Raw genomic sequence first — 22999 nt, 5'->3', positions numbered from 1 at the left:
GGATATTCCCCTGTGCATTCGGTTCAGTAGGCCAGCGCGCAGCCATCGGCGCGCATCTCGCTGGCCGCGGCATAGACGCGGGCATCCCCGTCACGCCGGTGTTCGACGCATTGATACCGGCCGAAACCGCCATCGGGATCGCCGATGGTCCAGCCCATACTGGCCAGTTCCGCACGGGTCTTCTCCGGCACGCCGGTTTCCAGCCTGAGCAGGCCGGTATCGGGCAGGTCGGCGGCATCTTCGCCCATCACTTCGGACGACCCCTCGTGATGCCAGCGCGGCGCGTCCCCGGCGGACTGGATGTCCAGCCCGTAATCCACGGTGTTGAGGATGATCTGCGTCTGTCCCTGCGGCTGCATGTCGCCGCCCATCACGCCGAAGCTCATCCACGGCTGGTCGCCGCGGGTGGCGAAGCCGGGGATGATGGTCTGGAACGGCCGCTTGCCGGGGGCATAGATGTTGGGGTGGCCGTCAGCCAGGCTGAACAGTTGGCCCCGGTCCTGGAACATGAAGCCCAGCCCGTCCGCCACCAGCCCCGACCCCATGCCACGGAAGTTCGACTGGATCAGCGACACCATCATGCCGCTGTCATCGGCGCAGCTGAAATAGGTGGTGTCGCCCCGGCTGGGCGCGTTGCCCGGCTGCACGTCCGGCGCGATCCGGTCCGGCCGGATCAGCTTCGCGCGCTCCGCCGCATACTCCTTCGACACCAGCCATTCGACCGGCAGGTCGGTGAACCTGGGATCAGCGTAATACCGCGCGCGATCCTCGTAGGCGAGGCGCTTGGCTTCCGCCTGCAGGTGGATCGACTGCGCGGACTGGAAGCCTGCGCCCTTCAGGTCGAACAGTTCCAGCATGTTGAGCATCTGCAGCGTGGCGATGCCCTGCGTGTTCTCGCCCAGGGCATGCACGGTGGTGCCGCGATAGTCGGTGCTGTGTGGCTGCACCCAATCGCTGCGATGGCGCGCCAGGTCCTCCGCCCGCAGCCAGCCGCCGATGCGGCGAAAATAGGCGTCGATGGTGCGCGCGATCGGCCCGGTGTAGAACGCATCGCGCCCGCCCTCGGCAATCATCTGGTAGGTGCGCGCCAGGTCCGGGTTGCGGAACACCTGCCCAGTCTGCGGCCCCTGCCCATCGGCCATGCCATAGGTCTTGAGCGCGTTCTCGGACTCCTCCAGCCCGTTGTTCGGGCGGCGGAAGCCGATCAGGCTGCGGCGGATGTACCAGGCGATCATGTCGGGCACCGGCGTGCCCTCGGTCGCCATGGCGATGGCCGGCGCGAACAGGTCACGCCACGGCAGCTTGCCGTAACGCTGGTGCAGCGTCCACCAGGCGTCCACCGTGCCCGGCACCGACACGCTGAGCGCACCCAGCGCCGGCAGCACGCCATTGCGTGACCGCTCGCGCACCGTCGCCAGCGACAGGCCCATGGGGGAGGCGCCCGATCCCGCCAGCCCCATCACCTTCCGCTCCGCCGGGTCCCACACCATGGCGTAGCAATCGCCACCGATGCCGTTGGCGGTCGGCTCCAGCAGGCCCAGGCAACTGTTGATGGTGATGGCGGCATCAACGGCCGAACCGCCCGCGCGCAGGATGGCGATGCCGGCCTGCGTCGCCAGCGGATGCGCGGTGCCGGCCGCGCCGTGCAGGCCATAGGCGGCGGTGCGGCTGGCGAAGCTGGCGCCGACCGGTCGATCGCCCGCCTGCACGTCCGGTCGCAGGAACCGCGCCTCTCCCTCCGGCCAGACGGGCGGCGGGCTGGCATCGCTCGCGGGCATCGGCGCACCACCCTGACCCCCGCCCGGCGGCGCACTGTTGCTCTGGGCCAAGGCAGCCGGCGCCAGCGTGACGGCCGGCATGGCAGCGATGAAGGTGCGACGGCGCATGGGCGATGTGTCCCCGGTTGGTCTTTTATCTTGCCGCGACCATCACCGCATCCGGTTGCATCTGCAACGCCAAATGCATGTTTTCTGGCGGGCATGGGACATATTGCGCCCTTGTGGACAGCGCGGGGCGGGCGCACTTGGGCGGGTATGGAGCATGACCTGATCATCGTGGGCGGCGGCCCGGTGGGGCTGGCCCTCGCGGCGGCACTGGCGCCGCTGGGCCGCAGCATCGCGGTGGTGGAGCGGCAGGGCCGCGCCGCACTGGCCGATCCGGCGGAGGATGGCCGCTACATCGCGCTGACGCATCGCTCGATCGCCTTCCTGCAGCAGGTGGGCGCCTGGGACCGGATCGATCCGGCAAGCCGCGCGCCCTTGCGCGAGGCGCAGGTGCTAAACGGGCAATCGCCGTTCGCGCTCGGCTTCGATCCCGGCAGCGGCGGGGCACAATGGCTGGGGCAGCTGGTGTCCAACCACCTGATCCGCCGCGCGCTGTTCGAGGTGGTCGCCACACACCCGAACGTCACCCTGCTGACCGACGTGGCGGTGCAGGGCGTCGCCACCGATCGCGCCGCTGCCCGCGTCACCCTGGCCAACGGGCAGGTGCTGACGGCCAGGCTGCTGGTCGGCGCCGACAGCCGCTTCAGCAAGGTGCGTGAGGCGCTGGGCATCGGCGCGCAGGTGAAGCGGCTGGGCAAGAGCATGGTGCTGGCCCGCGTCGCGCATGACGGGGATCATCGGGCGACCGCCACCGAATGGTTCCAGCATGGCCATACCATTGCCATGCTGCCGCTGAACGGACGCCACTCCTCCGCCGTGCTGACGGTGGAGGATGACGAGGTGTCCCGCATCTCGGCCCTGTCGCCGGAGGAGCTGGGGGCGGAAATCACCCGCCGCTACGGCAACCGGCTGGGCGCGATGCAGGTGGAGGCGGGGCCGCATGTCTATCCGCTGGCAGTGACCTATGCCGCGCATTTCGCCGCCACTCGCGCCGCACTGGTCGGCGATGCGGCGGTGGGAATGCATCCGGTGACGGCCCATGGCTTCAACCTGGGCCTGCAGGGTGTCGCCACACTGGCCGGGCTGATCGGCAAGGCCGGGGCCGCGGCAGACTGGGGCAATTCGCTGCTGCTGCGCCGGTTCGAGGCGGCGCACCGGCTGGCAACGCGGCCCATCTACACCGCGACCAACCTGCTGGTCGGCCTGTACGCCGATGACAGCCTGCCCGCCCGGCTGGTGCGCCATGCCACCCTGCGCGCCGGTGCCCGCCTGCCTCTGGCCCGTCGCGCGGTGGCCCGGATGCTGATGCAGCCGTGATCGCCAGACGCCTGCTAGAAAGCTATTGAGAATAAGTTTCACAAACACTATGCGCCCCGTCGAGCCTTCCACCGGGAGGAAGCTGGATGGGAAAAGTCATGCGCGTGAAGTCTGCGATGTTGCTGGGGGCCGCACTGCCGGCGCTGTTTCTGTCGGCGGTGCCGACGCTGGCCCAGGATGCGCAAGCGACCGCGAACCACGATGATGGCGCGAATGACGACATCATCGTCAGCGGCAGCTACACTATCGCCGATGCCATCGACACCGCGACCGGGCTGGGCCTGACGGTCCGCGAGACGCCGCAATCGGTGTCGATCATCACCGCGCAGCGCATCCGCGACCAGAACTTGGTCAGCATCGCCGATGTGGTGGACAATGCGGTGGGCGTCACGTCCGAGACGATCGACGATGTGCGCAACAATTTCTACGCGCGCGGCTTCCAGATCACCAACTACCAGATCGACAGCGTGCCGATGGCCTGGACGCTGGCGGGCGGTGCGGGCGAGACCAACATCGACGTCTCCATCTTCGACCGGGTGGAGGTGGTGCGCGGCGCCACTGGCCTGATGACAGGCGCGGGCGAGCCGTCGGCCAGCATCAACATGGTGCGCAAGCAGGCCAACAGCGTGGACTGGACCGGCTATGCCGACGTGCAGTACGGATCGTGGAACACGCTGCGCGCCACGGCCGATGTGGGCGGGGCCCTGTCCGCCGATGGCCGCGTCCGCTTCCGCGGCGTCGCCCGGTACGAGCAGGGCGACAACTTCATCGACGGGTACGAGAACGAGAAGACGGTTCTCTACGGCACGGTCGAGGCCGACCTGACGCCCGATACGGAGGTGCGCGCCGGCTACAGCCACCAGATCCACCGGCCCAGCGGCGTCGCCTGGGGGGCGCTGCCGACCTATGACAGCAACGGCGATTTCGTGGAGTTCGATCGCAGCCAGACGACTTCGGCGCCGTGGACGCACTGGAACAGCGACAACAGCAACCTGTTCATCAGCGGCGAGCATGATTTCGGCAATGGCTGGCGCGCGCAGGTGCATTACAACTTCGTGCGCAACCAGCAGCAGGCGACCCTGCTGTACTTCTCCGGCTTCGTGGATGCGGACACCGGCACGATCGGATCGGCCTATCCCTACAAGGATGAAGGCGACAACCGGCAGAGCAGCTTCAACGGGCAGGTCAACGGCCTGGTCAACCTGTTCGGCCGCGAGCACGAGATCGTGGTGGGCGGGCTGCATTCCAACTTGGTGCGCGACACCTCCACCTTCGCGCCGGTGGCCGGCTACCAGGCGGTCGATTACCCGTTCTTGGGCTATGACGGTGGATATCCAGACCCCGGCTTCACGGACGAGACCACCCTGCGGGTGGACGAGCGGGTCAAGCAGACCGGCGTCTATGGCGCGGTGCGGCTGAACCTGTCGGACCGGCTGAAGCTGATCGGCGGCGGGCGCATCGCCAGCTGGGAACAGACCGGCATCAATTACGACGTGCGCAGCGACTTCGGCGATGACGGCGTGTTCATCCCCTATGCCGGTGCGCTGTTCGACCTGACGCCGAACCACCGCCTCTACGCCAGTTACACCGAGATCTTCCAGCCGCAGAGCGAGGTCGGCCGTGACTTCGTGCAGCTGGATCCGCTGCAGGGCGTGTCCTACGAAGTGGGCCTGAAGAGCGCCTTCTTCGACGAGGCCCTGCAGACCACGATCGCCCTGTTCCGCATCGAGCAGGACAATGTCGCCCTCAATCCCCTGACCGCACCGCCAACCGTCCCCGGTGGCCTGCCGCGCACCACCTACGAGGCGGGCGAGGGCGTGGTGAGCAAGGGGTTCGAGATCGAGGCGACGGGCGAGATCGTGCCCGGCTGGAACATCAATGCCGGCTTCAGCCTGTTCGAGGCGGAGGATGCCGCCGGCGATGACGTGCTGACCGACCAGCCGCGCAAGCTGCTGAAGCTGTTCACCACCTTCACCCCCGATGGCGGCCTGTCGCCGCTGACGGTCGGCGGCGGCGTGAACTATCGCAGCCGCGCCTATTCCGACGGCGTGCTGACCCTGCCGAGCGGGGAGGTGATCACGCCCCGGTTCGAACAGGGCGGCTATGCGGTCGTGAACCTGATGGCCCGTTACCAGCTGACCGAGCAGCTGCAGCTGCAGGCCAATCTGGAGAACCTGCTGGACGAGGAATATTTCAGCCAGATCGGCTTCTACAGCCAGTATCGCTGGGGCACCCCGCGCAACGTGATGGTCGGCGCCAGCCTGCAGTTCTGATACGTCTCAGGCGCCAGTCGGCCAGCCGCGCTGCAGGAAGTGCAGCGCGCAGCCGGCCAGCAGCGCGGCGCCGCGGGGCAGGGCGCCCTCGTCCAGCAGCATGCGGGTGGAATGCAGGCCCGGCAGGACGGAGGGATCGTTGCTGTCGGCCGGCGCCACGCCCAGGAAGGCCATGGCGCCGGGCACCTGCTGCAACACGTAGGAAAAGTCCTCCGCCCCCATCAGCGGATGCGCCATCGGCACGTAGTCGGCCTGCGGCAGCGCGCCGGCGACCTCCGCCACCAGCGCGGCGGCGCGCGGATCGTTGACGGTCGGCGGGAAGCCGTCGGTCACGGTGACCTCGGCCGTGCAGTCGTGCGCACCGGCGATGCCATCAGCCAGGCGCGCCAGCGCGCCGCGCACATCCGCCCGTCGCTCCGCGCTCAGCGTGCGGACCGTGCCGATCAGCACCACCTCATTCGGGATCACATTGTGCGCGCTGCCCGCCTGCAGGGTGGTGATGGTGATGACGGTCGCCTCCGCCGCGCTGTAGCGGCGCGTGACCAGTGCCTGGATCGCGGTGATGATCTCCGCCGCTACCGGCACCGGGTCGCGCGTCTGGTGCGGCAGGCTGGCATGGCCGCCGCGGCCCGTCACGACGATGCGCAGCATGTCCGCCGCGGCCATCATTGTGCCGGGGCGGCAGGTAACCTGCCCGTGCGGCATGTCGGGCATGATGTGCAGTGCGAAGGCGGCATCGGGCCGGGGATCGAGCAGGCCGTCCTCGATCATGTGCCGCGCGCCATGGAAGCCTTCCTCCCCTGGCTGGAACATGAAGCGGACCTCGCCCGCCAGTTCATGCTGCCGCGCCGCCAGCAACCGGGCGGCGCCGGTCAGCATGGCGGTGTGCGCATCGTGGCCGCAGGCATGCATCCGGCCGGCGATGGTGGAGGCGAAGGGCAGGCCGGTCGCCTCCGCCATGGGCAGCGCGTCCATGTCGCCGCGCAGCAGCACCGATCCACCGGGACGTCCACCCGTCAGGATGGCGATCGCGCCGGTGGCGGAGGTACCCTCCCGCCAGTCCAGCGGCAGGTCGGCGAGCTCCTCGCGCACCTTGGCCAGTGTCAGCGGGGTCTGCAGCCCCAGCTCCGGTTCGGCATGGATCGCGCGGCGCAGCGCGACGAGGCGGGGGGCAAGGGCCGTGGCGGCGGGCAGCAGGTCGGTGAACATGCCGCACAGCCTATCGGACCGGGGCGGCGGGGCAAGCCTGCGTTCACCGGTGCAGCGGCAGGGGCCCGCCTCTACGGGCAGGTGATGGTCATCCTGCCATTTTAGGGTAAATGCGCAGGCACCATGAACGCGACCATCCACCTGTTCGACCAGCTGCCGGTCGCGCCGCTGGCAGAGGCCGGGCTGTCCGATGCGGTGCGCGCGCCGGTGCGCGACGTGCCGCTGGTCGGCGTGATCCGCAACCAGCGCAGCCACCGCAATGCTGGCGGCGTGGAACCCGCGATCAGCGCCGCGGCCACGCTGCTGGTGGAGGCGCCGACCCGCCGGGGCGAGCTGCTGGACATCCTGCGCCGCTTTGCCGAGCAGCGGATCGATTACCTGGTGGTGGATGGCGGCGACGGCACGGTGCGCGACGTGCTGACCTGCGGCACGGCGGTGTTCGGCCAGGCCTGGCCGGCGCTGATCCTGCTGCCCGCCGGCAAGACCAATGCGCTGGCGGCCGACCTGTCGCTGCCGGCCGACTGGTCGCTGGACAGGGCGCTGATCGCGGCGGCTGCTGGCCATTGCACCCGCCGCCGCCCGCTGATGGTGGCGGAGGCGGAGAACGCGCGGGCACGGGTGGTCGGCTTCGCGCTGGGCGCCGGCCTTTATACCCGCGCGGTCGCGCTGGGGCAGCGGGCACACCGGCACGGCGCGTTCAACGCCATGGTCGTGGTGGTGACCGCCTTGTGGACCGTGCTGCAGGCGCTGTTCGGCAGGGCCGACAATTCCTACCGCCGGTCCACCCCCATGCGGCTGCGCGATTCCGCCGGGCGCCCGCTGCCGCATGTGCAGGGGCCTCGGGCGGACGAACGCTTCATGCTGTTCGCCTCCACGCTGGAACGGTTTCCCGGCGGCGTGCGCCCGTTCCGCAAGCTGGGCGGCGCGCTGCGGCTGGCGATCGTGGACCGCGCGCGGGCCGGCGTGCTGCTGCGCATTCCGCTGGTCATGGCTGGGCTGATCGGCGGGGGCGCCGTCCGGCGCGGTTATCACCTGCTGGGCGGGCAGGAGTTCGGCCTGGATCTGGGCGAGCAGTTCATCCTGGACGGGGAGGCGTTTCCGCCGGGCCGCTACCGCCTCTCGCTCGGGCCGCAGCTGATCTTCGTCACGCCATGAGCCCGATGCCGATCGATCCCGCGGTCAGCGCCTTTGCCGCCACACTTGCGCAGGCGGAAGCCGGTGCTGCGGCGGTGCTGTTCTACGGTTCCAACCTGCGCACCGGCGCGCTGGAGGGCGTGCTCGATTTCTACGTCCTGACCGATGGTCCTGTTCAACGCGGGCTATGGCCGCGCGTGTCCTACCGTGAATGGCAGCACGAGGGCCGCGACCTGCGCGCCAAGATCGCCACCATGCACCTGGCCACCTTTGCCGCGGCGGCGGGCGGGGAGACGGTCGACACCACCATCTGGGCACGTTTCGTGCAGCCGTCCGCGCTGGTGTGGCAGCGCAGCGACGGAGACGCGACCGCCGTGGCGAAGGCGCTGGATGCCGCCGCCGGCACCGCCGCCTGGCTCGCCGCCGCGCTGGGCCCGGCGCGGGGCGCGGAGGAGGAGTTCTGGCGCGCGCTGTTCCAGGCCACCTATCGGGCGGAGCTGCGGGTCGAGGCGCCGGGGCGCGGCGACACGATCCTCGCCACGCACCGCACCCATTTCACCGGCCTGCTGCCCGCCATATGGGCGCGGGAAGGCATCGCCTTCGATCAGGACGGCGCCACGCTGATCCCGTATCTCTCCCGCAGCCAGCGCGCGCGCGCGCGGCGCTGGTGGGCGCGGCGGCGGCGCATGGGCAAACCGCTGAACGTGGTGCGGCTGGTGCGCGCGGCGGCAACCTTCGATGGCGCGGCGCGCTATGCCGCGTGGAAGGTGGAACGGCACACCGGCATCGCGGTGGCGGTGACGCCGTGGCGCGAGAAGCACCCGCTGCTGTCCGCCCCCGCCATGCTGCTGGAACTGGCGCGCAAACGGCGACAGCGTGACTGAGTGGGTGTGGGTCCCGGCGACGATTGCCGCCGCGACCTTCCAGGTGGGCCGTAACGCCCTGCAGCGCGGGGTGATGGGCACGTCCGGTCCATGGGGTGCGACCCTGGTGCGGTTCCTGTTCGGGTTGCCCTTCTCCATGGTGTTCGTGCTGGTGGCTCTGCCCTTCGCGCCCGGTGCGCAGCCCGACTGGTCGGGCGGGTTCTGGGTCCCGGCAGTGGCAGGCGCGGCCAGTCAGGTCCTGGCCACGGCGGCGCTGCTGGGGGCGATGCACCGGTGCGGCCTGGCGCTGGGCACCGCGCTGCAGCAGAGTTCGCTACCACTGACGGCGCTGGCGGGGCTGGTGATCTATCACGAACGGCTGAGCGGGGGCGCCTGGGCCGGGGTCGCTGTCGCCACCGCCGGGCTGACCATGCTGAGCTGGCCCGACCCGCGCCAGGTCCGCCATTCCCGCACCGGGGTGGCGCTGGGCCTGCTGTCCGGATTGCTGTTCGGCCTGGCGCTGAATGCGTTCCGCCATGCGGCACTGGCACTCGACAGCCGGGAGCCGATCTTCGCCGCACTGGTCACGGTGGCCGTGGTGCAGGCGATGCAGACGGTCGCGCTGGTGCTGTTCCTCGTCTGGCGCGATCCGGCGGCATTGTGGGAGGTCCTGCGCCGCTGGCGCCCATCGCTGGGCGCGGGCCTGTGCGGTGCCTGTGCCTCGGCCGGCTGGTTCGTCGCGCTGGCACTGGCACCCGCCGCGCCGGTGCGGGCGCTGGGCATCATCGAGGCGCCGATCGCCGCCCTGGCCGGGCATCGACTGTTCCGCGAAACGGTGAACCTGCGGCAGATGGCCGCGGGCGTTGCCATCTGCGCGGGTGTGGCCCTGACGGCGCTGTTCTGAACCGTCAGTCCCGTACCAGTGCCTGCAGGGCGGCGATCCGGTCCGCCTCGTGCACCGGCTTGTCCCAGCGCACGCGGTGGATGCGGGGGAAGCGCATGGCGAGGCCGCTCTTGTGCCGCTTGCTGGCGTGGATGGAATCGAACGCGACCTCGAACACCAGCGACCGGTCCGTCTCCCGCACCGGGCCGAAGCGCTTCACCGTGTGTTGCCGCACATGCTTGTCCAGCCGCTTCAGCTCCTCGTCGGTGAAGCCGGAATAGGCCTTGCCCACCGGTAGCAGCTCCGCCCCGGCATCGGGATCGCCGTCCCAGCAGCCGAAGGTGTAGTCGCTGTAGAAGCTGGACCGCTTGCCGCTGCCGCGCTGCGCATACATCAGCACGCAATCCACCAGCAGCGGATCGCGCTTCCACTTGTACCACAGCCCGGTGCGGCGGCCCGCGACATAGGGGCTGTCGCGCTTCTTCAGCATCACGCCCTCGATCGCGTCGTCCCGCGTGCCTTCACGGATGGTGGCGAGATGCGCGAAATGGTCGGCGGCGATCACGGCGGAAATGTCGAACTTGTCGGCCGGCAGCCGCGCCAGCAGCCCCTCCAGTGCGGCGCGGCGTTCGGTCCACGGTTGGTCACGCAGGTCCGTGCCGTCCAGTTGCAGCACGTCGTACAGCCGCACGAAGGCGGGATAGTCGGCCAGCATCTTCGCGCTGACCACCTTGCGCCCCAGCCGCTGCTGCAGCGCGTTGAAGCTGGCCGCGCCGCCTTCCTCGCCCCCCTGATGCGCGCCGCGCACCAGCAATTCGCCATCCAGCACGGCAGGGATCATCAGCGCCTCCGCCATCTCGGGAAAGGTGCCGGTGATGTCTTCCCCGCCGCGCGAATATAGTCGCGTCTCGCCGCCGGCATGGGCCAGCTGCACGCGGATGCCGTCCCACTTCCACTCCGCAACGTAGTCGGCGAGGTCGACCTCCAGCTCCTCCAGCGGGTGCGCCAGCATGAACGGGCGGAACAGCGGCAGCGCGGCAGTGTCGGGCGGGGTGGCGCCGTTCGCGGCCCAGTCGAACAGGGGCACATAGGGCGCGGGGATGGCGTGCCAGTATTCCTCCACCTCCTCTACGCTGACGCCGAACCCTTGCGCGAAGGCGGTCTTGGCCAGCCGGGCGGACACGCCCACGCGCATCGCCCCGGTGGCCAGCTTCAGCAGGGCATAACGGCCATCGCCATCCAGCCGGTCCAGCAGCTGCGCCAGCTGCACGCCGACCGTGGCGCGGGTCATCCCGGCCAGCAGATCGACCGCCTCGCTGACCGTGGGCGGCGGGGCCGCTGGCGTCAGGGGTTGCGGCCACAGCAGGCTGGCGGTCTCCGCCGTGTCGCCCACGAAATCGCGGGAGAGCGTCCACAGCACCGGGTCGACCCGGTCGTGCAGCAGGTTGCGGATGGTGGAGCTCTTCACCGCGGGGAAGTCCAGCCCCTCGGTCAGCGCCGCCAGTGCCCAGCCGCGATCGGGGTCAGGCGTGCGGACAAGGTAATCGGCCACCAGCTGCAGCTTGGCATTGCGGCTGGTGGTGTAGACCAGTGCGTCGATCAGGGCGGCGAATTCCTCCACCGTCAGTCGTCCTCGTCCTCGTCATACCCGACGAGCGCCAGCGCGCGCGCTTTCCGCTGGTGCAGCTCGCACCAGCGCAGCAGCGCCTCCTCGCGCCCGTGGGTGATCCAGCTTTCCTGCGGGTTCACCTCCTGGATGGTCTGGATAAGCTCGGGCCAGTCGGCATGGTCGGAGATGATCAGCGGCAGCTCCACCCCGCGCTGGCGGGCGCGCTGGCGCACCATCATCCAGCCACTGGCCATGGAGGTGACCGGATCGGGCAGGCGCCGGCTCCAGCGATCGTTCAGTGCGGAGGGCGGGCAGATCACCACCGCCCCTCGCATCTCGTCCTTCCTGGCATCTGCCACCAGCCGCAGTTCGCCCAGGTCGATGCCCCAATCCTCGTACAGGCGGCACATGCGTTCCAGCGCACCGTGCAGGTAGATCGGGTCATGATGCCCAGCGGCCCGCAATTCGGTGATTACCCGTTGCGCCTTGCCCAAGGCGTAGGCGCCGACCAGCACGCAGCGATCGGGCTGGCTGGCCAGCCGTGCCTTGAGCTTGGCCATCTCGCCGGCGATCGGGGGATGGGTGAAGACCGGCAGGCCGAAGGTCGCCTCCGTGATGAAGATGTCGCACGGCGTCACCTGGAAGGGCGGGCAGGTCGGGTCGTGCCGCCGCTTGTAGTCGCCGGTCACGATCACCCGCTCCCCGGCATGTTCCAGCAGGATCTGCGCGCTGCCCAGCACATGGCCGGCGGGAATGTAGGTGGCGCTCACATCGCCGGGCAGGCGGATCGTCTCGCCATATTCCACCGGCACCGCGCCCTCGCGGGTGTTGTAGCGCAGCTCCATGATGGCCAGCGTGGCCGGGGTCGCCACCGTCTGCCCGTGCCCGCCGCGCGCATGATCGGCATGGCCGTGCGTCACCAGCGCATGCGGCACCTCCCGCGCCGGATCGATCCAGCAGTCGGCCGGCACCACATGGATGCCCCACGGCTCCGGCCGGATCCAGGAGAAGTTGGCGGGCATCACCTCCTGCCAATGAGACAGGAGGTTTGCAGTTCCTTCGCCTCAGTCTGGATGGCCGGGCGCGTAGGGGAAGCTGAGCGCCTTGTACCAGTCCAGATCATGCGCCGGGGCCGCCGCGCCATCGGGCAGCGGCAGGCCGTTCAGCGATCGCCAGTAGGCGATGCTGGCATCGCGCCACCATTGCGCGTCGCGCTGCTGGATCGCCAGGAAGGCGGCGGTTTCGGCGTGCCGCTCCGCATCCACCAGCGGCGCGAGCGTATCCCATTGCCGGCGCATCTGCACCACGCTGCCGATGCCACGATCATAGTCGTGCACCAGCTCCGCCCACAGCGTGCGGCCGGACTGCATCCGATGATCCCATGGCAGGTGATGGAACCACAGCAGGTCCGCCTCCGGCGTGGTGGCCGGGTCGGCGAAGCGGGCGGCCAGCGGCGGGGCATATTGCGCCACCGCATTGCTGCCGCTGGCGGTCCGGTCGAAGCCGATGCCCTGCCGGTCTGCCCGATGGTAATAGGCGGGGTTCCATTCGGGCCGCGCCAGGTCGGCGATCCACGGTGCGGGGCCGTGATGGTGGCCGGTGCCCATCAGGTGCGCCAGGCCTAGCGGCGTCATGTAATCCACCACCGCCTGCCGCGAACCCATCATCATGGCCGCCACTGGCCCGGTCAGCGCCGGATCGGGCCGGAAGGTCTGCGCTGCCCACTCGGCCGCGATCGCCTCTGCCGACAGGGTGTGATCCCACGCCAGCCGCCCGAAGGCGTACCAGTTCGCCTGGTCGAAGGTGGAGCCGGACCAGTTGCGGTCCGCGCCGATATTGGCGACCCCGGCGATGCCGCTGAGGCGATGCCCGTCCAGCGATCCGTCGACCACCCGCGCCACCGAGGCACCTGCGGCCGGCAGCATCGTGTCGGCGTCCAGCACCTCCTCGAACATGGTGCCGAGATAGGCCAGGTGCGTGTTGTAGCCGAGATATTCCTTGGTGATCTGCAGCTCCAGCATCAGCGGGGTGCCGGGCATGGCGCCGAACAGCGGGTGGAACGGCTCGCGCGGCTGGAAGTCGATCGCGCCGTTCTTCACCTGCACCAGCACATTGTCGGCGAACTGGCCGTCCAGCGGCTTGAACTCGGTATAGGCCTGCTTGGCGCGGTCATCCGGGTCGGTGTCGGCATAGACGAAGGCGCGCCACATCACGATGCCGCCATGCGGCGCCACGGCGCGGGCCAGCATGTTGGCGCCGTCGGCATGGGTGCGGCCGTAATCGCGCGGGCCGGGCTGGCCTTCGCTGTTGGCCTTGACCAGGAAGCCGCCGAAATCGGGGATCGCGCGGTACACCTCCGTTGCCTTGGCATCCCACCACGCCTGCACGGCCGGATCCAGCGGGTCCGCCGTGGGCAGGCCGCCGAGTTCGACCGGTGCGGAGAAGCGGGCGGAGAGGTAGACCTTGATGCCGTAGGGGCGGAACACCGCCGCCAGCGCCGCCGCCTTTTCCAGATAGGGTGCGGTCAGGCTGTCGGCCTTGGCATTCACATTGTTCAGCACGGTGCCGTTGATGCCCAATGCGGCGTTGGCGCGGGCGTAGTCGGTGTAGCGCGGGCCGGTATATTCGGGCAGCGTCCACCAGTCCCAGATGCTCTCCCCGGCATAGCCGCGCTCCACCGAACCATCGAGATTGTCCCAGTGGTTGAGGAGGCGCAGGCCGATGCGCGGGGCGGAGGCGAGCTCGATGCCGGCCAGCGCCTGGCCCGTGTTCACGTGCCGCAGCAGGGCGAAGGCGCCATGCAGCACGCCGATATCGCTGTTGCCGGTGATCAGGATCGCGGGCGCATTGCCCAGCCGCACCTGCCGGATCAGATAGCCTTCGCTGCCGAGATCGGCGAGCGGCAGGTTCAGGCGCGCCACCTCCGGATCGGCGGCGCCGGCCAGCACCACGCGCGCGCCGCGCGCCGGCGTCCCGCCGGCCATGGCGGCAAAGGCGCGGGTCAGCTCGGCCTCCGCCGCGCGCAGGGTCGGTGTGTCCCCGCGCCGCTCCACGCCGGTGGGCAGGGCCGTTGCGCCCCCTGCCGCCAGCGGACGGTAGCGGAGCCACAGATCGTAGCCATCCTCCGCCAGCGCGGGGGTTGGCAGCAGCAGGATCGCGGCAAGGGCCAGCAGCCAGTGCCTCAGCGCGGTGAGCATCCTCTTGTCTCCATCAGGCCCACTTGCCGGGGCATTGTTGTTACCGCTAACACTTCCGGGCCGGATAGCAAAGCCCGGGTGGAACCGGCGTGCGATTGCGGGGTCTGATAGCTGACCCCAGACCTCAGGAAGCGGACCGAACTGCCATGGCCAACATTCCCTACCAGCCAGATCCCGCCCGTTACGACGGGCAGATGCCCTATCACCGCTGCGGCCGCAGCGGGCTGGACCTGCCGGCGATCTCGCTGGGCCTGTGGCAGAATTTTGGCGGGACGGACGTGTTCGAGACCGGCCGCGCCATCCTGCGGCGCGCCTTTGACCGCGGGGTGACGCATTTCGACCTGGCCAACAATTACGGCCCGCCGTTCGGTTCGGCGGAGGAGAATTTCGGCCGCATCATGGCCGCCGATTTCGCCGCGCATCGGGACGAGCTGGTCATCTCCAGCAAGGCGGGCTGGGACATGTGGCCCGGCCCGTATGGCGGCCCGTCCGGCAGCCGCAAATATGTGATCGCCAGCTGCGACCAGAGCCTCAAGCGCATGGGCCTGGATTATGTCGACATCTTCTACTCCCACCGGGTGGACGAGAGCACCCCGCTGGAAGAGACGATGGGCGCGCTGGCGCACCTGCATGCCCAGGGCAAGGCGCTGTATGTCGGCATTTCCTCCTACAGTCCGGAACTGACCCGCGCCGCGGCGGCGATCCTGGCGGAGCACAAGGTTCCGCTGCTGATCCATCAGCCCAGCTACTCGCTGCTGAACCGCTGGATCGAGGGCGGGCTGCTCGACACGCTGGCGGATCTGGGCACCGGCTGCATCGCCTTTTCCCCGCTGGCGCAGGGCATGCTGACCGACAAGTACCTGACCGGCGTGCCGGAAGGCGCGCGTGTCACCAAGGGGCGTTCGCTGAAGGAAGGCTTCCTGACGGACGAAAACATGGCCCGCATCCGCACGCTGGCCGACATCGCCGCCGCGCGCGGGCAGAGCCTGGCGCAGATGGCCATCGCCTGGGTCCTGCGCGACAGCCGCGTGACCAGCGCATTGATCGGCGCCCGCAATGTGGAACAGCTCGACAACAGCCTGGATGCGGTCAAGCGGCTCGACTTCGCGGAGGAGGAACTCAGCGCGATCGAGGCGGCGACGGCGGAAGGCGGGATCAACCTGTGGGAGGTGTCATCGCGCATCACCGCCGTCCCGCAGGCGGGGGGGGTGCCGCTTGGCGGTTAGAGGCAGGTTTCGCCCCATAGCGGACATGGTCAGATGGTGTTGCCTCGCCTATTATCAGGTTATGAAATATCTGGTGTTGGGCTGCGATGCCGCTGGTGATTGCCCGTTGAGGAACGAGGATGAACTACACGGGAGCGAAATGCCCGTGAGCCTTCCACCTGATCTCTTAGCGGAGCTGCTTTCTTGGAACGAGGAAATTGCCAGGGCGGTAGGCATCATCGCGCAACTAAACGCGAAGGGCGAAAGCCTTGCTGCTCGTATCGGATCTGCAGTGCCGGGTGGCGCGAAGGTCCGATACTTGGAAGAGTAGTTGCGTCCGCAATCCACCCATTTCAGTCGCCCGCCTTGCAGTTTGACGCTCGTGAAAGCAGCCTGACCGCTCTCGCCCCATTGCGGACATGAGCGCGCGGCGGCATTGTAGCTCCATGTCGAACAGGCACAAAGTTCAAGCCCGTCTAGGAACTCTCGCGTTGATGGTCGTGGCAGCGCTCATCGCAATTGCTATGTTTTATGGAGTGAGCGCAGAACTTGAAGACGGCATCGTGCACCATAAAAGGGGCGGTATGTCTGTGAGGACTACCGAGCCATTTTGGTTCTGGCTGGACATCGCCTTGCAGATTGCAATTGGCCTTTTCTTCACGGGCCTGGCGATCCTCGCCGGTTTCTTCGGCGTCCGACGTCGCCCTTAGCGACACACATAGGCAGGCTTGCACCCAGGTAGAGCGCCGTCGCATGTCCGCATTCCACCCAAAGCAGTCATTGCCCAACCGATGGTGCGGGGTTGGAGGTGCAACCTACATCGGCGGCACCACCAACCTCGTCGCCTTCGTCGACGCGCCGCGCCCTACTTGAACGGGCTGAGCGTGCGGATCGTGCCGTCCGGATTGTAGAACAGCTCCGTCACCTTCACGTTGCGCAGGCGCGTCTCGCCGGACAGCTGGGTGTCGGCGTAGAACAGCCACCACTTGCCATCATGCTCGACGATGGAATGGTGCGTGGTCCAGCCGTCCACCGGCTCCAGGATACGGCCGCGATAGGTGAACGGGCCGTAAGGAGAATCGCCCGTGGCGTAGACCAGGTAATGCGTGTCGCCGGTCGAGTAGCTGAGATAGTACTTGCCATTGTACCGGTGCATCCACGCCGCTTCGAAGAAGCGGCGATCGGTGTCGCCGCCCAGGATCGGCTTGCCCGCCTCGTCCAGGATCTGCACGTCACGCGGTGCCTCCGCGAAGGTCTTCATGCCGGCATCCATGCGCGCGATCTTGGGCATCAGCGCCGGCTGGTCGGGCCGACCCAGATCGGTCTTCGATCCGTTCGCCTGGTAATTGCCGGTGGTCCAGCGCTGCAGCTGCCCGCCCCAGATGCCGCCGAAATACATGTAGGACGCGCCGTCCTCGTCCGTGAACACGGCCGGGTCGATGGAGAAGCTGCCGGGGATCGGCTGCGGGTCGGGGGTGAACGGACCGGTCGGGCTGCTGGATGTGGCGACGCCCATGCGGAACACGCCCTGCTTATCCTTGGCCGGGAAATAGAGGTAATAGGTGCCGTTCTTGAACGCCGCATCCGGCGCCCACATCTGCCGGCTGGCCCATGGCACCTGGGACACGTCCAGCGCGACCGGGTGCACCGTGACCGGCGCGCCGACGCGGTCCATCGACAGCACGCGGTAGTCGCGCATTTCGAAATGCGCGCCCAGATCGTCTTCCGGGGTGGGGCCGTCGATGTCGTGGCTGTTGTAGACATACAGCCGGCCGTTGAAGACATGCGCGGACGGGTCGGCGGTGTAGATCTCGCTCACCAGCGGTTGCGAGGCATAGACCCGGCCATCGGGCGAGCGTGCCTCACCCTCGGCCTTCTCGGGGGCGGAGGTGCACGCGGCGGCGCACAGGATGGTCGATGCCAGGATGGCGGCACGAAGCAGTTTCATTGGTGGTCCTCTCCAGAACATGTTTTCGGTATCGTTATTACGCGCGCTGCCGGGCGCACAAGGGTCAGCCGATCTCCAGCACGGCGGTCTGCAGGTTGACCGAGTCCGGCCCGGTCATGATGTCGAACCGGCCCGGCTCCACCACCTCGCGCATGTCGATGTCCCACATGGCGAAGCTGCGCCGGTCCAGCGTGAAGCGCACGGTGCGCCGCTCGCCCGGGGCCAGCGTCACCCGTTCGAACCCCTTCAGCTCCTTGACCGGGCGGGTCACGCTGGCGACCTGGTCATGCACGTAGAGCTGCACCACCTCGTCGCCCGCGCGGGCGCCGGTGTTGCGCACATCCACCTCGACTTCGACGCTGCCGGCCAGACCGATCGCCTGGGCCGACAGGCGCGGGGGCGACAGGGCGAAGGTGGTGTAGCTGAGCCCATGGCCGAACGGGAACAGCGGCGCGGTGGTATCGAACAGGTAGCCGCGCCCGACCGAAGGCTTGCTGTTGTAGAACAGGGGCAGCTGGCCTTCGTTGCGTGCCACCGTGACCGGCAGCTTGGCCCCGGGATTCACGTCGCCGAACAATGCATCGGCGATGGCGGTGCCGCCCTCCTGCCCCGGATACCAGCATTCCAGCAGCGCACTGGCGCGCGCGGCAATGGCCGGCCAGCTGGGCGGACGGCCATTGATGGCGCACACCACCACCGGCTTGCCCAGCGCGTGCAGCGCATCGAACAGCTCGTTCTGCTCGCCGACGATGTCGATGTCGGTGCGGTCCCCCAAATGGTTCTTCGCAAAGCCTTCGCGGCTGGTCTGCTCGGTATCGCCGATCGCCAGCACGATCAGGTCGGCGCCCTGCGCCGCGGCCACCGCCTCGGTGATCAGGCGGCGGTTCTCCGCCGGGTCGGCCAGCAGCACGTCTGATTCCGACCGGTCCTCCGTCTGCGTGATGCGTACGCCTTGCGCCACGATCAGCCGTTCGGCCGGCAGGCGGGCGCGCAGCGCATCGGCCAGCGACACCGCCTGCCGCGGCGCACCGGAATAGCCGCCGAGCCGGGCGATCTGCGCATTGGGGCCGATCAGCGCGATCGTGCCGGCCCGCGACGGGTCCAGCGGCAGCGTGCCGTCATTGGTCAGCAGGCAGAGCGACTTGCGCGCCGCCTCCAGCGCCAGCGCGCGCGCCGCCTCGTTGCCGGTGATCCGCTGCGCTTCCGCCAGATCGGCATAGGGATTCTCGAACATGCCGGCGCGGAACTTCAGCCGCAGCATGCGGGCGCATGCCTGGTCCACCGCCGCCTCCGCCACGCGCCCGTCGCGCACCTGCTGCACCAGCGTGCGGAACGCCTCGCCATCGGGCAGCTCGGAATCGACCCCGGCGGCCAGCGCCGCCCGCGCGGCGCCTTCCCTGTCGGCAGCGACATGGTGGATGCTGGCAAGCTCCGTCACGCCGCCATAATCGCTGACGATGGCGCCGTCGAAGCCCCACTCGCCGCGCAGCACATCGCCCAGCAGCCAGCGGTTGGCATGGCTCGGCACCCCGTCCAGCTCGTTGTAGGACGGCATCACCGCGGCCAGGCCGGTCCGTTCCACCACGGCGCGGAACGGCGGGAAGAAGAACTCGCGCAGCTCCCGCTCGGCCAGCGGGGCGGGGCCGATATTGTTGCCGGCCTGCGGCTGCCCATGCCCCGTCATGTGCTTCAGCGTGGCGAAGACATGGCCGGGCGCCAGCGTCCCGCTTTCGCCCTGCAGGCCGATCACGCTGGCAACGCCCATCTCGCCGCACAGATACGGATCCTCGCCGAAGGTTTCCTCGATCCGGCCCCAGCGCGGGTCCCGGGCGATGTCGACCACGGGCGACAGGGTCAGGTGGGCGCCATGCGCGCGCACCTCCAGCCCGGTCTGGCGCTGCACCCGGCGCATCAGCTCGCGGTCGAACGCACCCGCCAGCGCGATCGCCTGCGGGAACATGGTGGCATCCGGCGCCATGTAGCCGTGCAGCGACTCCTCGTGGAACAGCACGGGGATGCCCAGCCGGGTCTCCTCCGCCGCCCAGCGCTGCACCGCGTTGACGAAGGTGACCGTCGCTTCCGCCCCGCGCCAGCGCGCGCCCGTGCCGCCGGCGACCTCGGCCACCGCGGGCGCGCCGCGCAGGTCGGACGGGCGGGTGACCTGGCCGAAGCCGGCGGGATAGGCGCGGCTCGCCTTGCGAGGATCGAACTCGACCCCGCCATCGCGCATGATGTCGGACTTGGTGGCCCACAGCGCGATGATCTGGCCGACCTTTTCCTCCAGCGTCATGCGCCCGAGCAGATCACGCACGCGCAGGTCGACCGGCGCGGCGGGATCGCGGTAGAGCGGGCGCTCGGTCGCTTGCGCGAAGGCGGCGGGCGCCAGGCCAATGGCCGACGCGCCGGCCAGCAGGCCGAGCGCATGGCGGCGGCTGAAAATGGTCATGACCTCATCCCCGGGGCAATTCTTGTTAACGCTAACGAACAGGGTGGAGGCGTCACTGTCAAGGGCGGAGGCAGCTTCACCATTGCCACGCCTGCCGGATCGTGACAGCAGGTTCCACATGGTGAAAACCTCCCGCCGACAGCGCTCCGCCCCCACGATCATCGATGTCGCCAAGCGCGCCGGCGTATCGCCGATGACCGTGTCGCGGGTCATAAACGGCGAGAACAATGTCCGTCCGGCGACACGGGATCTGGTGAACAGCGCGATCAGCGCGCTCAACTACGCACCCAACCCGGCCGCCCGCAGCCTGGCGGGCGCTGGGCAGAGCCGGATCGGGCTGCTCTACTCCAACCCCAGCGCCGGCTATCTCAGCGAATTCCTGGTGGGCAGCCTGGACCAGGCCAGCCGGCGCGACGTGCAGCTGATCGTGGAACGGTGCGAGCCGGGCGACCACGAGATCGAGGTGGCGCGCCACCTGATCGAATCGGGTGTCGACGGCATCCTGCTGCCGCCGCCGCTGTGCGACTCGCCCGGTCTCATCCGGCTGCTGGCGGAGGAACAGGTCCGCTCCGTTCTGGTGGGCAGCGCGGTGCCACCCGCGGGGCAGCTGGCCGTCAGCATCGACGATTGCCAGGCCGCCTACGCCATGACGCGACACCTGCTGGGACTGGGCCACCGGCGGATCGGCTTCATCCAGGGCAATCCCACGCTGAAGGCCAGCACGCACCGTTATGCCGGCTACTGCTCCGCGCTGGAGGATGCCGAGGTGGTGCTGGACCTCGACCTGGTGGCACCAGGGCTGTTCACGTACCGGTCGGGCCTGGACGCGGCCGAGCAGTTGCTGGACCTGGAGGATGCACCCACCGCGATCTTCGCCGGCAATGACGACATGGCCGCCGCCAGCGTGGCCGTGGCCCATCGCCGCGGGCTGGACGTGCCGGGCGACCTGACCGTGTGCGGGTTCGACGATACCACGCTGGCCACCACCATCTGGCCGGAACTGACCACCATCCACCAGCCGATCGCCGACATGAGCCGCGCGGCGGTGGACCTGCTGGTCAGCGCCATCCGCCAGCAATCCCCGCCGGAACAGCGGCACTGCGTGCTCGACTACACGCTGATCCGGCGGCAATCGGACGCGCCGCCGCGCCGTCGCCCGCATTCGCGCCATCCTTGACTTGCACTCTTCCAGCGTCATGGTAGCGCTCACAGATTAGGCGCGGACAAGCGTCACAGGAGAGTGAGTCACATGGATCGCCGGCCCGTCCGCCCCTTCCGTTCGCGCGAATGGTTCGCCGCGCCCCACCGGTCAGACATGGCCGCGCTCTATCTTGAGCGGTTCATGAATCACGGCCTGACGCCGGAAGAGCTGCAGGCCGGCAAGCCGATCATCGGCATCGCGCAATCGGGCAGCGACCTCAGCCCGTGCAACCGCATCCATGTCGACCTGGCTGCCCGCGTGCGCGACGGGATCATCGCCGCGGGCGGTATTCCCATCGAATTCCCCACCCTGCCGATCTTCGAGAACTGCCGCCGGCCCTCCGCCGCGCTGGACCGCAACCTGGCGGCGATGACGCTGACGGAAACGCTGTACGGTTATCCGCTGGATGCCGTGGTGCTGACCACCGGCTGCGACAAGACGACGCCTGCCGGCATCATGGCGGCGATCACCGTCAACATCCCGGCCATCGTCCTGTCCGGCGGGCCGATGCTGGATGGCTGGCACGAAGGCGAGCTGGTGGGATCGGGCACCGTGATCTGGCGCAGCCGCCGCAAGCTGGCCGCGGGCGAGATCGACGAGGCGGAGTTCCTGCGCCGCGCGACCGACAGCGCGCCGTCGCCCGGCCACTGCAACACCATGGGCACGGCCAGCACCATGAACGCCGTGGCCGAGGCGATAGGCCTGTCGCTGCCCGGCTGCGCAGCGATCCCGGCGCCTTATCGCGAACGCGGGCAGATGGCCTATCGCACCGGCCAGCGCATCGTCGACATGGCGTATGAGGACCTGCGCCCGCTCGATATCCTGACGCGCGGCAGCTTCCTGAACGCGATCCGCACCTGCACCGCGATCGGCGGCTCCTCCAACGCGCAGCCGCACATCAACGCGATGGCGGCCCATGCCGGCATCCCCATCACCGCGGCCGACTGGATGGAGCATGGCTACGACCTGCCGCTGCTGGCCGATGTGCAGCCGGCCGGCCGCTTCCTGGGCGAACGCTTCCACCGCGCCGGCGGCGTGCCCGCGATCCTGTGCGAACTGGCAGGGGCGGGGAAGCTGGACGAGGGGTGCCTGACGGTGACCGGCAAGTCGATCGGCGAGAACATCGCGGGGCGCGAGGCGACCGACCGCGAGGTGATCCGCCCGTTCGACCAGCCGCTGAAGGAAACCGCCGGCTTCCTGGTGCTGAGCGGCAACCTGTTCGACTTCGCGATCATGAAGACCAGCGTGATCTCGCCGGAATTCCGCGCGCGATACCTGTCCGAACCCGGGCGGGAGAACCTGTACGAGGCCCGTGCCGTGGTGTTCGACGGGTCGGACGATTACCACGACCGGATCAACGATCCCGCGCTGGAGATCGACGAGCGCACGATCCTGGTGATCCGTGGCTCCGGCCCGCTGGGCTGGCCCGGTTCGGCGGAGGTGGTCAACATGCAGCCGCCAGACGCGCTGATCCAACGCGGCGTGCTTACCCTGCCGACCATGGGAGACGGGCGGCAGTCGGGCACGTCGGACAGCCCGTCCATCCTCAACGTCTCGCCCGAAAGCGCGGCGGGCGGCGGGCTGGCCTGGCTGCGCGATGGCGACATCATCCACATCGACCTCAACACCGGCCGCTGCGATGCGCAGGTCGACGAGGCGGAGATCGCCCGCCGCCGGGCGGAGGCGCCGCCGCCGGCCGTGCCTGCCAGCAACAGCCCATGGGAAGAGCTCTACCGCGAAAAGGTCGGCCAGCTGGCCGATGGCGGCGTGCTGGACTTCGCGCTCAAATATCGTGGGATCGCGGAGCGGACGCCGCGACATAATCACTGAA

Annotated in this window: 16 protein-coding genes; 9 read left to right on the top strand and 7 right to left on the bottom strand. The window is 69.0% G+C overall.

Annotation, left to right across the window (positions count from 1 at the left end):
* Positions 1 to 23 precede the first annotated feature (23 nt).
* Positions 24 to 1886, bottom strand: coding sequence for a gamma-glutamyltransferase family protein (locus tag PK98_RS11910; RefSeq protein ID WP_039097113.1), 1863 nt, complete (start codon positions 1884 to 1886; stop codon positions 24 to 26).
* 147 nt (positions 1887 to 2033) lie between these two features.
* Between PK98_RS11910 and ubiM the strand changes: the two genes are divergently transcribed.
* Positions 2034 to 3200: a 5-demethoxyubiquinol-8 5-hydroxylase UbiM gene (gene ubiM / locus PK98_RS11905; RefSeq protein WP_039097112.1), complete on the top strand. Its 1167-nt coding sequence runs from the start codon at positions 2034 to 2036 to the stop codon at positions 3198 to 3200.
* Between the two features lie 98 nt (positions 3201 to 3298).
* Positions 3299 to 5473, top strand: a complete 2175-nt coding sequence (locus tag PK98_RS11900) for a TonB-dependent siderophore receptor (protein ID WP_039097111.1) — start codon at positions 3299 to 3301, stop codon at positions 5471 to 5473.
* Between the two features lie 6 nt (positions 5474 to 5479).
* Here the strand turns inward: PK98_RS11900 and PK98_RS11895 are convergent, their stop codons facing one another.
* Positions 5480 to 6682 (bottom strand): M20 metallopeptidase family protein, encoded by a 1203-nt coding sequence (locus PK98_RS11895; RefSeq protein ID WP_039097110.1) that lies wholly within the window; start codon positions 6680 to 6682, stop codon positions 5480 to 5482.
* Between the two features lie 123 nt (positions 6683 to 6805).
* Here PK98_RS11895 and PK98_RS11890 point away from each other — a divergent pair, with 123 nt between their 5' ends.
* The 3 genes from PK98_RS11890 to PK98_RS11880 are packed head-to-tail and all read left to right on the top strand — an operon-like array spanning position 6806 to position 9583.
* Entirely contained in the window at positions 6806 to 7837 is a 1032-nt protein-coding gene (locus PK98_RS11890) for a diacylglycerol/lipid kinase family protein (protein WP_039097109.1), read from the top strand.
* A 5-nt stretch (positions 7838 to 7842) separates the two neighbouring features.
* Complete coding sequence (locus tag PK98_RS11885; protein ID WP_235425498.1) at positions 7843 to 8700, top strand: hypothetical protein; 858 nt, start codon at positions 7843 to 7845, stop codon at positions 8698 to 8700.
* A complete protein-coding gene (locus tag PK98_RS11880) occupies positions 8693 to 9583 on the top strand; it encodes a DMT family transporter (RefSeq protein ID WP_081996214.1) in 891 nt (296 codons plus the stop codon). The genes PK98_RS11885 and PK98_RS11880 overlap by 8 nt, the downstream gene beginning before the upstream one ends.
* Before the next feature lie 4 nt (positions 9584 to 9587).
* Here the strand turns inward: PK98_RS11880 and PK98_RS11875 are convergent, their stop codons facing one another.
* Genes PK98_RS11875 through PK98_RS11865 form a run of 3 tightly spaced genes read right to left on the bottom strand, consistent with a single transcriptional unit; the run spans position 9588 to position 14368 of the window.
* Entirely contained in the window at positions 9588 to 11183 is a 1596-nt protein-coding gene (locus PK98_RS11875) for a cisplatin damage response ATP-dependent DNA ligase (RefSeq protein ID WP_039097107.1), read from the bottom strand.
* A 2-nt stretch (positions 11184 to 11185) separates the two neighbouring features.
* Positions 11186 to 12193 (bottom strand): ligase-associated DNA damage response exonuclease, encoded by a 1008-nt coding sequence (locus tag PK98_RS11870; protein WP_039097106.1) that lies wholly within the window; start codon positions 12191 to 12193, stop codon positions 11186 to 11188.
* A 42-nt stretch (positions 12194 to 12235) separates the two neighbouring features.
* Positions 12236 to 14368 carry an alpha-glucuronidase family glycosyl hydrolase gene (locus PK98_RS11865; protein ID WP_039097105.1) on the bottom strand — a complete coding sequence of 711 codons (2133 nt, stop codon included), beginning with the start codon at positions 14366 to 14368 and terminating at the stop codon, positions 12236 to 12238.
* 146 nt (positions 14369 to 14514) lie between these two features.
* On the opposite strand from PK98_RS11865, the gene mgrA reads away from it, so the two are divergent.
* Together mgrA and PK98_RS11855 are read left to right on the top strand one after the other, a co-directional pair.
* On the top strand, positions 14515 to 15594 hold the full coding sequence (mgrA, locus tag PK98_RS11860; RefSeq protein ID WP_039097104.1) for an L-glyceraldehyde 3-phosphate reductase: 1080 nt from the start codon (positions 14515 to 14517) through the stop codon (positions 15592 to 15594).
* Positions 15595 to 16064: 470 nt separating this feature from the next.
* Positions 16065 to 16283 (top strand): hypothetical protein, encoded by a 219-nt coding sequence (locus PK98_RS11855; RefSeq protein ID WP_152608647.1) that lies wholly within the window; start codon positions 16065 to 16067, stop codon positions 16281 to 16283.
* 155 nt (positions 16284 to 16438) lie between these two features.
* On the opposite strand, the gene PK98_RS11850 is transcribed toward PK98_RS11855, so the two are convergent.
* Both PK98_RS11850 and PK98_RS11845 read right to left on the bottom strand, forming a co-directional pair.
* Positions 16439 to 17521, bottom strand: a complete 1083-nt coding sequence (locus PK98_RS11850; RefSeq protein WP_235425497.1) for a glycoside hydrolase family 43 protein — start codon at positions 17519 to 17521, stop codon at positions 16439 to 16441.
* A gap of 64 nt (positions 17522 to 17585) precedes the next feature.
* On the bottom strand, positions 17586 to 19967 hold the full coding sequence (locus PK98_RS11845) for a glycoside hydrolase family 3 N-terminal domain-containing protein (RefSeq protein ID WP_039097101.1): 2382 nt from the start codon (positions 19965 to 19967) through the stop codon (positions 17586 to 17588).
* Between the two features lie 118 nt (positions 19968 to 20085).
* Here PK98_RS11845 and PK98_RS11840 point away from each other — a divergent pair, with 118 nt between their 5' ends.
* Both PK98_RS11840 and PK98_RS11835 read left to right on the top strand, forming a co-directional pair.
* Positions 20086 to 21144, top strand: a complete 1059-nt coding sequence (locus tag PK98_RS11840) for a LacI family DNA-binding transcriptional regulator (protein ID WP_039097100.1) — start codon at positions 20086 to 20088, stop codon at positions 21142 to 21144.
* 72 nt (positions 21145 to 21216) lie between these two features.
* Positions 21217 to 22998 (top strand): IlvD/Edd family dehydratase, encoded by a 1782-nt coding sequence (locus PK98_RS11835; protein ID WP_039097099.1) that lies wholly within the window; start codon positions 21217 to 21219, stop codon positions 22996 to 22998.
* Position 22999: the final 1 nt, after the last annotated feature.

This window comes from Croceibacterium mercuriale, from assembly GCF_000802385.1.
In the GTDB taxonomy this organism is placed as follows: domain Bacteria; phylum Pseudomonadota; class Alphaproteobacteria; order Sphingomonadales; family Sphingomonadaceae; genus Croceibacterium; species Croceibacterium mercuriale.
The sequence above is the reverse complement of the archived record's forward strand: the minus strand, read 5'-3'. Positions and strand labels throughout refer to the sequence as shown.